Raw genomic sequence first — 12,782 nt, 5'->3', positions numbered from 1 at the left:
TAACTAGTCTTTATGAGTGCGAGTCGATTCCAGAATGCGAGCCAAAGGCTTTAATTCAATATAACGATTGGCTGTTGCAATGGCATATTCAAGTACAAGAGGAATATCTTTGAGATAACCGTCCTTGCCATCCCGGTGATATAGCCTTGCAAAGATACCAAGTACCTTAAGGTGACGTTGCAAACCCATCCATTCAAAATCACGATAGAAGTGACCAAAATCATCTGGCATTGGCAACCCCGCCTTACGGCCTGCCTCCCAGAATTTAATAACCCAATCAATCACCCTCTCTTCTGGCCATGCGATATAGGCATCGCGCCAAAGAGAGGCAGCGTCATAAGTGATGGGGCCATAAACCGCATCCTGAAAGTCAATTACTCCAGGATTATTTTTTTCAGTCAACATCAAATTTCGTGAATGGTAATCGCGATGAACGTAGACTTTAGCTTGCGCTAAATTATTTTCAATAATGAGCTCAAAAGATTTTTTTAATTGTTCTGTTTGTTGTTCATTCAACTCAATATTAAGATGTTTCTTTAAATACCATTCCGGAAATAAATCTAGCTCACGCTGCAAAAGTGCTTCATCATAATTTGGCAATACGTTAGGCTTGCTAGCCAATTGCATTAAAACTAGCGCATGCGTTGCATCTTTATAGAGATGGTCAGCTGTTTCGGTATTCAGCTCAGCAAGGAAAGTTTTTGTTCCTAAATCATTTAATAGCAAGAAGCCTTCAGCAAGATTTTGCTCGAGGATTTTTGGTACGTTTAAACCAGCTTCAGCAAGCAATAAATCGACCTTAATAAAGTCATCCAAAGGCTCATGTTGGGGAGGGGCATCCATTACGATCAAAGTCGCAAAATTGGGGTTTTTAGAGGTAATTCGGAAATAGCGTCTAAAGCTGGCATCAGCCGAGGCTGGCGCTAAAGAGTCAAGATCTAATTGCCAGCTAGCTTCTAGGGCTTTTAGCCAGTTGCGGAGGGTGTTTAAGCGTGCGTCAGTCATGGTCGATTCGTATAATAAGGCGGTCTGGATCTATGAGTCATTATCGCCTTCGCGCCGGCCTTCGCGCCCCTCTTTTTTTGCATGTAACCCTGCGCGTAATGACCGGGGTGGTATTGCTGCAATTTACGCTCCAGGGATATGCTCAGGCTCCTGCTCCTTTACCCGCAAATGCACAGGCTAACTCGAACACTGTTTTATTGCCTGATCGTGGAAATGTCACCGTTTTAAAGTTGGATGATCAGTTACGTACCGGTGTACCAATAGACGATAGTCAAGCGCTTACGTTTACATCCAGCGATGTCATTGAAGGTGTCGTTGACCGCAAGATGAAACTCAAAGGTCGCGCACAAATGCGTCGTAACGGCGGAGTCATTAAAGCCGATGAAATTATTTATGACCCTGATACTGATATCGCAGATTTGGTAGGAAATGCAGAGTTAATAAAAGGCAACACTACTTTTAAGGGCCCAACAGCTCAATTTAAAGTGGATGCGCGCGAAGGTGAGATGGAGACACCTACATATGAGCTGCGCGACACCCGCGGTAACGGCTCCGCTAAAAAACTGACGATTGAAAACTCAGATATTTTTGTTTTTGATAAAGCCACTTACACCACATGTACGCCGCAAAATATGGATTGGTATTTTTCGGCTAGTACTTTAGAGATTGATAACGAACAAAAAGAAATGGTTGGCACACATGGTGTGATGCGCTTCTTCGATGTGCCAATTGCATATGTTCCGTATTTCACTGCGCCTACATCTAATCAGAGACGCACCGGCATTCTGGCTCCGGTTGTTGGCTATAACTCTAATAATGGTTTTGACGCCACCCAGCCGTACTACGTCAATATTGCGCCAAATAGAGATTTGTTGATTCTGCCGCGTTATATGAGTGAGCGTGGTTTGCAGATAGGCGCAAATTATCGTTTTCTAGATACCAAGTACAGCGGCACTTTGGCTGGTGATTACTTGGCGCATGACAATAAAACAGGAACAGATCGCTGGCGTTATGACTGGCAGCAGCGACAGGTATTTAGTGGCGGTCTCGCTCCAGGCGGTGTACCTCTCCCAGGCTCATGGACCGGTTACGCCAATATGTCGCGTGTTTCAGATAACTTTTATCCAACTGATTTTTCTCAAAGCATTGCTGGAGCAGTGACTAGTCAGTTCCGCCAAGAGGTGGGGACGACCAAAGGATTAACGGGCAGCCTGAGTAACTGGAATGTGTCGGCAAGAGCATTAACCTTCCAAACTTTACAACCAGATCCAACCCCAATTCAGGCGCCTTACAACGTACTGCCAAACATTACTGCGGCTTACAACAATCGACTAACTCCTGCAGTAGCGGATACAAGCGGGAAGTATGTAACTTTGCCGACTGGACCAGCAACTACTTTTTCTACTGACTACACACGCTTCTCTTACAACATCGGTGGCAACTTAGCAGCTACTGCGCCAGGTGTTTATAGTCAGGCAGATAGAACGGTAATCAAGGGTGCTATGGCTCTGCCACAAATAACACCAGGCTACTACATCACTCCAAAAGTGAGTTTTCAGTCAAACATGTATAACGCCACACCGTTTACAACAACGGGCGCGCCAGTAGCCCAAGGCTTCACGATTCCAACCTTTAGCTTAGATTCTGGATTGGCTTTTGAAAGAGATGCTGCGGAATTAAAAGGTTTTTATGGGCGCGATATGTTGTTGACTATGGAGCCTCGTGCTTTGTATGTATACACGCCATATCAAAGTCAAGCACAGACGCCTTTATTTGATACCGCCGATGCTGGCTTTGGGGTATCCCAAATTTTTAGTGAAAATACTTTTATTGGTAATGACCGTATAGCTGATAACAATGCGGCTACTCTTGGTCTCACGAGTCGCATGATTGAAGCAAATACTGGAGCAGAGCGTGCCAATGTCACATTAGCTCAAAAGCAACAATTTACAGGTCAGAAAGTTGGCTTGAATGGCAATATCGCTAATCCCACAACTTATTCCGATACATTAGGCTCTGGTTCAGTTCGATTATTAGGCAATTTCAGTGCGGACTTGTTTGGGCAATACAACACCCAATTAAACCGCTTTGTACAAACTACGGTCGGCGGTAGCTGGCGCCCGACTCAAGGTAGAAGTTTAAATTTTGGGTACCGTAATGTTTGGTCTCCACCAGTGCAGGCATCCATTCAGAATAACCAATCGTTTGTGCCCGCATCAACTACTACAGATCAATACAACATCTCCGGGCAATGGCCTATCACTAGGGAAGTGTCTGTCTTAGGTCGCTGGGGTTATGACGCGTTGACTACTAAGACGTTAAATAGCCTATTAGCTCTAGAGTGGAGTAGAGATTGCTGGACTTTCCGCGGCGCCTACTCTCAAGTTTTGAATACCTCCCAAATAACCACCACTCAGGTGCTATTTCAAATCGAATTTAGGGGCTTTGGTAGCGCCGGCAGCAATCCAGTTGATATCATGAGGTTAAATGTTCCTGGATATATGCCTACCTCTAAGCCTATACCACCTTCAACATACGAGAACTATCAATAATGCTTTGTATGAATCGTTTTAAAAAGATTAGCGTTCACGCCATGTTTATTGGCTTGGCATTGTTTGCGAATGTCACATTTGCTCAGGATGCAGCAAAATCAAATGCTGTTGCTGAGAGCAAGATTCGTAATATTGATGGTGTGGCTGCCGTAGTCAATACGGGTTTTGTCACTCGCAAAGAAATTGATGATCGAATTGCAGCGCTTAAAAAGCAGGGCGTGAAACTGCCTGAAGACGGGTCTTTGCGAAAAACAATTTTGGATCGTCTTATTCTTGAAAAAATTCAATTGCAAAATGCTGAGCAAGAGGGTGTATCGGTCAGTAATAAAGAGCTGGATAAAATCATTGGCGATATAGCAGCAAAAAATAAATTAACAGTTGCGGAATTTAAAGCAAAGGTGACCGCTTCAGGAACAACCTTTGAGCGTTATAAACAATTGTTGCGTGAAGATGTCATGATCACAAGGTACCGAGAGCGTGAAGTTGAGGCTAAGCTCAAAATATCTGATGCTGAAATCGATAACTTTATTGCCGAGCGGACCAGGGCAATGACCTCTGGTGGGGCGCAGCGATCAGCGCCAGCTGCTAAGGGTGAGCCAGAAGAAATTGACGTTGCTCAAATCTTTATTCCTGTGGATGCTGGTGCTGGAGCTGGAGCTCAGGCTGAGGCCAAAAAGAAAGCTGATGCACTATTGCGGGATGCACGCGGTGATGTTGATTTCTTGCAGTTGGGTGCTATGGCTGCAAAAGAGAATCCCAAGATTAAGTTTCAGGATTTAGGTTACCGTACCCCCGATCGTTTACCGCAATTGTTTTATGAGGCTATTCGAAATACTGGTGGGGGGCAATTGGCAAATACAGTTGTAAAGAGTCCTGCCGGTTACCACGTTCTTAAGGTTTTGGATCGCCGGGCAGCAGGAGCGAGTGCCCCTACCCAGCAAGTAGCTCCCCCAGATGCTGGCTCAACCACTCCACAAAATATCCCCATTACACAAACCCTTTCTCGTCATATTTTGCTGCGCAATCGTCCTGGTTTAAGCGACCAAGATGCTGAGAGACGTTTGCAGGGATATCGCGATCAGGTGCGCGCTAAAACGGCAGATTTTGCTGAGCTGGCAAAAAAATACTCTGAAGATGGTTCAGCGCCAAACGGTGGCGATCTAGGGTGGATGAGTCCTGGCGACTTAGTTCCAGAGTTTGAACAGGCCATGAATCGTTTGCAAATTGGTGAAGTCAGCAATCCAGTTAAATCTGAATTCGGTTGGCATTTGATTCAAGTGATGGATCGTCGTGAAGGTCAGCTGACTGTTGAGAAACAACGTCAATTTGCGCGCGCAGCTATCCGTGAAAGAAAGTTTGATCAAGCCTATCAAGAGTGGATGCGCGAATTACGTGATAACGCTACTGTCAAAATTCTGAACGTGAATGATGAAGCAAGTAGCCCCTCACGTTAATTTGGTTGTGACTACCGGCGAGCCAGCCGGTATTGGACCTGAGGTGTCTCTTGCTGCCGCTCTCAATTTCTTGCGTGAACAGAGTAATGTTGCTATTACCTTGCTGGGTGATGACCAGTTACTAACGCTGCCAAAAAATATTGATCCAGCATTAGCTAGTCGATTGCAGGTTGAGTCCATTAAGCTTGAGGCGCCTGTTGTTTCAGGCGTCTTGAATCCCCAAAATGCTCGATATGTCATCGCCCTATTAGATGAAGCAATCAATGGTTGTCAGCAGGGTCGTTTTGATGCGATGGTAACTGCACCACTTCAAAAAAGCATCATTAACGATGCCGGCAATTTTTTTACGGGGCATACCGAACACCTTGCACAGCGATGCAATATTTCTCATGTGGTCATGATGTTGTGCGCGCCGTTGCCTGCTGGATTTTTGGGGCTTCAATCCCCTAGAGATTTAAGAGTGGCCCTAGTGACCACCCATGTACCGTTGAAAGATGTGCCACAGGCTCTCAGTTATGACTTGATATTAGAAACAATTCAAATTGTTAATCGAGATTTGCAGAAAAAATTTGGCATAGCAAACCCAGTTATTCGCATGGCTGGTTTAAATCCTCATGCTGGGGAGTCTGGCTACTTGGGGCACGAGGAAATTGAAATCATTGCACCTGCAATTGAAGCAGCTAAGGTAATGGGTATTCAGGTATCTGGACCTTATCCAGGTGACACAATGTTTGATCCTGAATCAGTTGCAACAGTAGATGCCTTTATAGCGATGTATCACGACCAAGGTTTGGCGCCTTTTAAGTTTGTCACTTTTGGCAATGGTGTAAATGTAACCTTGGGATTGCCAATTATCCGTACCTCAGTAGATCATGGCACCGCATTGGATATTGCTGGCAAGGGTCTTGCCGATTCCGGCAGCATGCTTGAAGCTTTACGCTTGGCTTATCAATTGGCCATAAACAAAAGAAAGCAACCCTAATACATGCATCGTGCACGTAAACGATTTGGTCAGAACTTTTTACAGGACAACGGAATTATTTATTCCATTGTTGCCCTCATTAATCCCGGTGCTGATGCGCATGTGATTGAGATTGGTCCTGGTCTCGGGGCGCTAACACTCCCTTTATTAGAGAATCTTGATCATTTGGATCTTTTAGAGATTGATCGTGATTTGGTCGCTTTCTGGAATGAGAAAAATCTCAAAGGCTTAACAGTAATTGAGGGAGATGCCCTGAAGTTTGATTTCTTGGCATGGGCGCAGAATCGCGCTGGTAAGAAAGGTTTATGTAAGGTGGTTGGCAATCTGCCTTACAACATCTCTTCGCCACTTCTATTTCATTTGGTGACTGCTGCAAATTCAATTGATGAACAAGTCTTTATGTTGCAAGCAGAGGTTGTGGAGCGAATGGTTGCCAAGGAAGGAAGTTCAGATTTCAGTCGTCTTTCCGTCATGCTGCAAGCTCGTTACGATATGGACTTGGTACTGGAAGTTCCGCCTGAGGCTTTTGATCCGCAGCCTAAGGTGAATTCAGCTGTAGTGCGAATGATCCCCAGAAGAGATTTCACCTTGAGTGATATCCAGTGGAGCGCTTTGGAAAAAGTAGTTGCTGCAGCCTTTTCCCAAAGAAGAAAAATGCTTCGAACCAATTTACAAGCATTTGCTGATAGGCTTAATCTAACTGAAATTGAGCTCAAAGCAAGAGCACAAGATATTTCAGTAGATCGTTATATTGAGTGGGCTAAGGTTTTAGCTTCTTAAGTCAGCACCAGGGGTGACTGACGTACTAATCGTTTAGAAACAATTCTATTTGTACGCGCTTGGATCAATAACGCGCATTTCAGATTCAATCCAACCTTCAACTTCTTTCTGAAGCTGTTCTGCTGACTTGTTGGCTGAGCTGATCGCAGGCCCTATTGAAAAAATGACTGTGCCTGGACTCTTGATAAAGCTATTTTTTGGCCAGCAACGCCCAGCGTTGTGTGCAATTGGGATAACAAGTGCATCGGTAGCGCTGGCTAGGCGTGCGCCGCCTTTGCGGTAGGGCTTGGTTGAGCCGGTAGCTGTTCTGGTGCCCTCCGGAAAGAGCATGATCCATTTGCCTTCACTTAAGCGTTTGCGCCCTTGAGTGGCTACAGAATGGGCTGCAGTCTGTTTGTTAGAGCGATTAATGTGAATCATTTTGAGCAAGGCTAATGCCCAACCAAAAAAAGGAATCCAGAGTAGCTCACGCTTAAACACAAAACAAAGCTGTTTTGGTAGCAAGGCAATATAAGCGATTGTCTCGTAAGCAGACTGGTGTTTGCTAAGGATGATGACACGCTCATTGAGCACCGCTTGCATGTTTTCCATGCCGCGGATTTCATAATGAATTCCGCATAGCGGCTTCAGTAGTGCAATAACGATTTTGTTCCAGAGCCCAATAAAGGTATAGCGATTTTCGGGGCTTAAGAAAGGAAATGCCAACATGCACAACACAGACCAAATGGGTGTGAACACGACTAAAAATAAGGCAAAGAGAATCGAGCGAATGAATTGCATGATGAATTTAGGCCTTATCTTCTAAAAGTGCATTAGCAAAAGCCAAGAGATCGGCATGTATTTGGGTGCCATCCGGTAGGTTGCCTTTAGCCAGCGTCTTTTCGCCCTTGCCGGTAAGAACCAAGTGGGGCGTTGCCCCTAAAGCAACTCCTGCTTGAAGATCGCGCAAAGAGTCACCCACAATAGGGGTGCCGGTAAGCGGCTTGATGCTGTCAGTTTTTTTATAGCGCAAAGCAATTTCTTTCATCAGGCCAGGCGCAGGCTTACGACAATCACATTGATGCGCATCCTGATGGGGGCAAAAGAAGATGCTATCGATACGACCACCCAATGGCTTAAGTAAGCTATCCATCTTGCTATGCATTGCATGCAAATCATTAATAGTGAAGTAGCCTCTGGAGAGGCCTGATTGATTTGTTGCTATTGCAATTTGGTAGCCTGCTTGATTTAGCAGGGCAATTGCTTCAAGACTGCCTGGGAGTGGAATCCACTCATCCACCGACTTGACGTAATCATCACTGTCTTCATTGATCACGCCATCGCGATCGAGAATGATAAGTTTAGAAGAGCCGGTGCTCATGCTAATTTGCCGAGATCGGCAACGAGATTCATTTTCTGGTGAAGTTGTTGCAGAAGGGCTAAGCGGTTATCGCGCAGCTCAGGATTCGGGTCCATGACCATCACATCAGCAAAGAATTGATCAATTGGACCGCTTAAGGCTACAAGAGATCTCAATAGCTCTACAAATTGACGTTTTTCATAAGCCGCATTGATTGCGGGTGTAACCGCTTCCAATGCTTGATGTAATGAAGCTTCTGCTGGAATTTGCAGTAATTTTGCTGAACAAGTCGCAGGGATAGCGGTAGTCGTTTTCTTTAGGATGTTGCTAATGCGCTTATTGGCGGCTGCAAGCTGAGCAGCTTCTGCAAGGGCGTTAAATTCACGCAATGCAGTTAAGCGTTCGATCAGATCATTAATTTGGGCTGGATCTTGACTTAAAACAGCATCAATTTCTGCGCTAGTAAATGCTTTGCCAGCAACAGATTGGTCGCGTAGATAGGCGCGTAAGCGATCGATGATGAAAGCGTAGATATCGGCAGCCTTTGCCTTTTCTTGCACATCAGTCTGTGGAAACTGCGCGCGAGCCAATTCAATGAGTTCAGGCAAATTGAGTGAAAGATTTTTTTCTAAGAGCAAACGGCAAATACCGAGAGCATGACGGCGCAATGCATATGGGTCTTTATCACCCGTTGGAGCAAGGCCTACACCCCAAATACCAACGAGAGTTTCTAATTTGTCGGCAATTGCCAGAATGGTTCCAGTTTGGGTTTGCGGCAATGCATCGCCCGCAAAGCGTGGCATATAGTGTTCGCTGCAGGCGCTAGCAACATCAGCATTCTCACCATCATGATTGGCGTAGTAGCGACCCATGATGCCTTGAAGCTCTGGAAACTCGCCAACCATATCGGTCAATAAGTCTGTTTTAGCAATTTCAGCAGCACGTGAAGCAAGTTTTTCATCGGCATTCAGTTTTTTGGCGATGCCTACAGCAAGGCCTTGAACGCGCTTGGTGCGGTCTAACTGGTTGCCTAATTGATTGTGATAAACCACTTTGCCAAGATCGACTACACGTGAAGCTAGCGGGCGTTTTTGATCTTGCTGAAAGAAGAAGCGGGCATCTGATAAACGAGGACGCACAACACGTTCGTTACCAGAAATAATCGCATGAGGGTTATTCGTTTCAATATTGGAAACAATGAGGAAGCGATTGCGTAACTTGCCTTGCTTATCGGTTAATGCAAAGTACTTTTGATTGGTTTGCATTGTCAAAATCAAGCATTCTTGTGGAACTTCCAAGAACTCTTGATCGAAGTGGCACTCATAGATAGCTGGCCATTCGACGAGGGCAGTTACTTCATCCAAAAGGCTATCTGGCATCAAAACTAAATCATCGCCAGCTGCCTTTAAAAGTGCAGCTTCAATTTGTGTTCGACGCTGGTTAAAGCTAGGAATAATCTTTGCTTTAGATTGCAAATCAGTTTCGTATTGATCTGCGCTAGAAACCGTTACATTGCCAGGCGCCAAGAAGCGATGCCCTTCGGTTTGATTGGCGGCGTCAATACCTAAAGCGCTGATATTGAGAATGGTGTTGCCGTGGAGGGCAATGATGCGATGGGCAGGACGAGCAAATTGCACATCAGCTAATTGACCATTTTTCTGCAGCACTTGGTAGTGCATCATTTTTGCAATGGGTAGCTTATTTAATGTTTGCTCAAGAGCGGTTTGAGCCGTTTGCTCAAGTGCAGCGCCTTTGGCAATGACATTAAGGTAGAGAGCTTCATTTTTACCTTCACCAGCTTTTTCTAAAGTGGCGAGATCAATATCCGCATATCCAAGAGCGCCTAATTTTTTAAGTAAGGGTGGAGTTGCTTTACCTTCAGCATCAAATGCAATGCTTGTGGGCAGTAATTTTTCACGTACGGGATAGTCCGGCGCTTGATCTAAAACATCCGTAATTTGAACCGCTAAGCGACGGGGTGTTGCAAAGCCAGTAACTTTTGAGCCTTCTGTTGCAAGGCCAGCAGACTTGAGTGCTGTGAAAATGCCTTCACTAAAAGCGTCACCTAGACGACGTAATGACTTTGGAGGTAGTTCTTCGGTAAATACCTCAATCAATAAAGTGGCTGATTGTGGTTTTGAATTAGATGTGCTCATAGATGGAATGCAGAAATCTCGATGCGCTTAAGCCTGAGCTTTAGCTTGACGTTGACACATTGGGAAGCCTAGCTTTTCTCTGGACTCAAAGTAAGCCTGGGCAACAGCACGAGAGAGATTGCGGATGCGTCCAATATAGGCCGCGCGCTCAGTAACAGAGATGGCGCCACGAGCATCCAGCAAGTTAAATGTATGCGCTGCTTTTAAAACCATTTCGTAAGCAGGCAGTGCTAATGGAACTTCCATCAAACGCTTTGCTTCACTTTCATAGTTTGTGAAGTTGGCAAAGAGTAAATCAGTATTGGAGTGTTCAAAGTTGTAGCAAGATTGTTCAACTTCATTTTGGTGATACACATCACCATAGGAGATGCCATCTGCCCAAACTAAGTCATATACGTTAGAGCAGTTTTGGATGTACATTGCCAAACGTTCGATGCCGTAAGTAATTTCGCCAAGTACAGGCTTGCAATCTAAGCCACCAACTTGTTGGAAGTAGGTGAACTGTGTCACTTCCATCCCGTTAAGCCAAACTTCCCAGCCGAGACCCCAAGCGCCAAGCGTTGGGTTTTCCCAGTCGTCTTCCACGAAGCGGACATCATTTTCTTTAAGGTCTAAGCCTAGTGCAGCAAGAGATCCTAGATAAAGATCGAGAATATTTTCTGGAGCTGGCTTAAGTACTACCTGGTATTGATAGTAGTGCTGTAAGCGATTTGGGTTTTCACCATAACGACCATCTTTTGGTCTACGCGATGGCTGAACGTAGGCAGCTTTCCAAGGCTCTGGGCCAATGGCGCGTAAGAAGGTGGCGGTATGAGATGTACCGGCGCCTACCTCGAGGTCGATAGGTTGCAATAGGGCACAACCTTGTTGGTCCCAATAATCTTGAAGTTTGAGAATGATTTGCTGAAAAGTAAGCATGATTAACCTGGCTAAGCCATTGATTTTACATGGCTAGGGCACCCAAGAGTTAAAAAATGCCTAAAAACGTCTATGGCGAATGAGACCCCAGAGCAAGAGAAGGCAAGAAAGGCCCAGAATCGGTAAATTGCCCCAAATGACATAAGGTGTTTTTCCAGAATAGGCTTGGACTTGGGTGCTCAGGGTGCCTTGGGTAAATTCAGGAAGGGCTTGTAATACTTTGCCATCAGGGCCTAAGACGGCTGTAATGCCTGTGTTGGTGGCGCGCAAAGCAGGCAGCCCAGTTTCTAAAGAGCGTAGCTGAGACAGTCTGAGTTGTTGGGTAGAGGCCTGAGATTCACCAAACCATGCAAGATTGGTCATATTGATAAGTAAATTCACTGGCTGGGCGCTGTGCCGAATCCGAGAAGCCAACTCACCACCAAAGACATCCTCATAGCAAATCGTGATAGCCGCATGAATATCTGCTTGACCCTTGCGCACAATCGCAAACGGAGGTTGATCTAATTTTCCTCTAGCAAAGTCACTCATTGGTACGTGAAATGCTTTGACGAACCATTGGAATCCGGGCGGAATAAATTCTCCGAAAGGAACGAGGTGCGCTTTATCGTATTGATAAGCTAGTGCATTTGGCGAGAGTCCAGTAGCGCGATTGGAATACTGCATGCCAAGCTCTCCAGGTACTTCGCCAATTAAACCGACAAGAACATTGCTATCACTGCCGTTAGAGAAATCTTGTAGGTAATTTAGTAGGCTGATTGGTAAATTCGGAATAGGCCATGGGAATGCGGTCTCAGGAATGATGATGAGATTGGCCGCTTGCTTGGTAATTTCACCGGCATAAAAATCAATCTGTTGACCAATCGCTTGAGGATTAAATTTCAGACTTTGTTCAAAGTTGCCCTGAATGAGTCGAACGCTAATAGGTTCTCCAATGGGCTTGGTAAAAGTAAATAGGCCGGCAAATTGAGCCAGACTAATGGCTCCAACAATCAGGAGCACACTGGAAGTGGGGTGTTTGCGAGCTTGATAAAGTTCCCAGGAGGCCCAGACTGCCAGGAAGGTGCAAGCCAGCCCACCAAAGAAGGGTGCAATGAGGGCGAATGGTCCAGTAAATTGGGTTTCAGCAAAACCCATCCAAGGAAATCCCGTGAAGATATAGCCACGCAAAAATTCTGCAACAACCCAGCTTGCCGCTAGAAACAAGCCGATGAATCGATTCTTTTTAAATAAAGGAATTGCTAGTGTGGCTATCGAGAAGTAGATGGCAACGTAAGCCGAGAGTAAAAATACTCCCATGCAAGCAAGTAGTGCATTCATGCCACCAACGTCATGCAAGCTAATGTATAGCCACCATAGACCTACGACAAAATAGCCAATGCCAAATGTGAGACCTAATGCAAATTGTTTTTTGACTGAGGGTGAAGGGTGGGAATCAAAGCGCCACCAGAGAATACTTAAAAGAGGAATCTGAATCCAGCCGCCGTAAGGGAGCTCCGCAGCTAGTGCAAGTGCTGCCCCCAATAACAGGAAGATAAACACTGAAAATATTGTGACGCTCTTGTGCTGCTGATAGGGGCGCTGATCAAACAAGGT

Annotated in this window: 10 protein-coding genes; 4 read left to right on the top strand and 6 right to left on the bottom strand. The window is 45.4% G+C overall.

The genetic code is table 11. The features are described from left to right. Positions 1-3: 3 nt before the first annotated feature. Complete coding sequence (locus ICN10_RS03515; protein WP_216212665.1) at positions 4-1,005, bottom strand: aminoglycoside phosphotransferase family protein; 1,002 nt, start codon at positions 1,003-1,005, stop codon at positions 4-6. Positions 1,006-1,037: 32 nt separating this feature from the next. Here ICN10_RS03515 and ICN10_RS03510 point away from each other — a divergent pair, with 32 nt between their 5' ends. The 4 genes from ICN10_RS03510 to rsmA are packed head-to-tail and all read left to right on the top strand — an operon-like array spanning position 1,038 to position 6,773. Beyond that, complete coding sequence (locus ICN10_RS03510) at positions 1,038-3,557, top strand: LPS-assembly protein LptD (RefSeq protein WP_216212662.1); 2,520 nt, start codon at positions 1,038-1,040, stop codon at positions 3,555-3,557. 8 nt (positions 3,558-3,565) lie between these two features. Next, positions 3,566-5,011, top strand: a complete 1,446-nt coding sequence (locus ICN10_RS03505) for a peptidylprolyl isomerase (RefSeq protein ID WP_255536794.1) — start codon at positions 3,566-3,568, stop codon at positions 5,009-5,011. After that, positions 4,986-5,993: a 4-hydroxythreonine-4-phosphate dehydrogenase PdxA gene (pdxA, locus tag ICN10_RS03500; protein WP_216215136.1), complete on the top strand. Its 1,008-nt coding sequence runs from the start codon at positions 4,986-4,988 to the stop codon at positions 5,991-5,993. Before ICN10_RS03505 ends, pdxA begins: the two co-directional genes overlap by 26 nt. 3 nt (positions 5,994-5,996) lie before the next feature. Then, complete coding sequence (gene rsmA / locus ICN10_RS03495) at positions 5,997-6,773, top strand: 16S rRNA (adenine(1518)-N(6)/adenine(1519)-N(6))-dimethyltransferase RsmA (RefSeq protein WP_216212656.1); 777 nt, start codon at positions 5,997-5,999, stop codon at positions 6,771-6,773. 45 nt (positions 6,774-6,818) lie between these two features. Here rsmA and ICN10_RS03490 read toward each other — a convergent pair whose 3' ends face one another. From ICN10_RS03490 to lnt, 5 genes are read right to left on the bottom strand one after another with little or no spacing between them, the layout of a single operon-like run. Next, entirely contained in the window at positions 6,819-7,553 is a 735-nt protein-coding gene (locus tag ICN10_RS03490; protein WP_216212653.1) for a 1-acyl-sn-glycerol-3-phosphate acyltransferase, read from the bottom strand. 7 nt (positions 7,554-7,560) lie between these two features. After that, positions 7,561-8,133, bottom strand: a complete 573-nt coding sequence (gene gmhB, locus ICN10_RS03485) for a D-glycero-beta-D-manno-heptose 1,7-bisphosphate 7-phosphatase (protein WP_216212650.1) — start codon at positions 8,131-8,133, stop codon at positions 7,561-7,563. Next, positions 8,130-10,268, bottom strand: a complete 2,139-nt coding sequence (glyS, locus tag ICN10_RS03480) for a glycine--tRNA ligase subunit beta (RefSeq protein WP_216212648.1) — start codon at positions 10,266-10,268, stop codon at positions 8,130-8,132. The genes gmhB and glyS overlap by 4 nt, the downstream gene beginning before the upstream one ends. 27 nt (positions 10,269-10,295) lie before the next feature. Continuing rightward, the gene (gene glyQ / locus ICN10_RS03475) at positions 10,296-11,186 is read right to left on the bottom strand and encodes a glycine--tRNA ligase subunit alpha (RefSeq protein WP_068319536.1); all 891 of its coding nucleotides are present in this window, start codon (positions 11,184-11,186) and stop codon (positions 10,296-10,298) included. Positions 11,187-11,246: 60 nt separating this feature from the next. Next, positions 11,247-12,779 carry an apolipoprotein N-acyltransferase gene (gene lnt, locus ICN10_RS03470; protein ID WP_216212645.1) on the bottom strand — a complete coding sequence of 511 codons (1,533 nt, stop codon included), beginning with the start codon at positions 12,777-12,779 and terminating at the stop codon, positions 11,247-11,249. Positions 12,780-12,782 lie beyond the last annotated feature (3 nt).

Source organism: Polynucleobacter sp. 86C-FISCH (assembly GCF_018882415.1).
GTDB lineage: Bacteria > Pseudomonadota > Gammaproteobacteria > Burkholderiales > Burkholderiaceae > Polynucleobacter.
This window is presented reverse-complemented; position numbering and strand designations above follow the sequence as displayed.

What these genes read in the sequence shown, in the direction of transcription:
- ICN10_RS03515 (WP_216212665.1), bottom strand. Translation starts at nt 1,005, where the DNA reads ATGACTGACGCACGCTTAAACACCCTCCGCAACTGGCTAAAAGCCCTA.
- ICN10_RS03510 (WP_216212662.1), top strand. Translation starts at nt 1,038, where the DNA reads ATGAGTCATTATCGCCTTCGCGCCGGCCTTCGCGCCCCTCTTTTTTTG.
- ICN10_RS03505 (WP_255536794.1), top strand. Translation starts at nt 3,566, where the DNA reads ATGAATCGTTTTAAAAAGATTAGCGTTCACGCCATGTTTATTGGCTTG.
- pdxA (WP_216215136.1), top strand. Translation starts at nt 4,986, where the DNA reads ATGAAGCAAGTAGCCCCTCACGTTAATTTGGTTGTGACTACCGGCGAG.
- rsmA (WP_216212656.1), top strand. Translation starts at nt 5,997, where the DNA reads ATGCATCGTGCACGTAAACGATTTGGTCAGAACTTTTTACAGGACAAC.
- ICN10_RS03490 (WP_216212653.1), bottom strand. Translation starts at nt 7,553, where the DNA reads ATGCAATTCATTCGCTCGATTCTCTTTGCCTTATTTTTAGTCGTGTTC.
- gmhB (WP_216212650.1), bottom strand. Translation starts at nt 8,133, where the DNA reads ATGAGCACCGGCTCTTCTAAACTTATCATTCTCGATCGCGATGGCGTG.
- glyS (WP_216212648.1), bottom strand. Translation starts at nt 10,268, where the DNA reads ATGAGCACATCTAATTCAAAACCACAATCAGCCACTTTATTGATTGAG.
- glyQ (WP_068319536.1), bottom strand. Translation starts at nt 11,186, where the DNA reads ATGCTTACTTTTCAGCAAATCATTCTCAAACTTCAAGATTATTGGGAC.